Annotated in this window: 1 protein-coding gene; it reads left to right on the top strand. The window is 54.3% G+C overall.

All coding sequences use genetic code 11. The annotated features are described in order from the left end of the window. Window positions 1–245, top strand: a 245-nt coding sequence (gene yidD, locus Q4563_RS21880; protein ID WP_303606036.1) for a membrane protein insertion efficiency factor YidD, incomplete at both ends; no start/stop codon positions are given.

Genomic DNA, 245 nt, shown 5'->3' with positions numbered 1-245 from the left:
CTCGAATACTGCTGTTGCTGATTGCCGGCTATCGCTACGCCATCAGTCCGTTATTGCCCTCCCGCTGTCGTTTTTACCCTACCTGCTCGTCTTATGCTGCTGAAGCGGTAACACGATACGGTGCCTTGCGTGGCGGTTATCTCGCCATCCGTCGTTTGGTCAGATGCCACCCCTGGGGGGATCACGGCGTTGATCTGGTACCTGATTTACCCAAACATTCTTCCAACTGTTGTCAACGGAAACCC

This window comes from Gilvimarinus sp. 1_MG-2023, assembly GCF_030548285.1.
The sequence above is the reverse complement of the archived record's forward strand: the minus strand, read 5'-3'. Positions and strand labels throughout refer to the sequence as shown.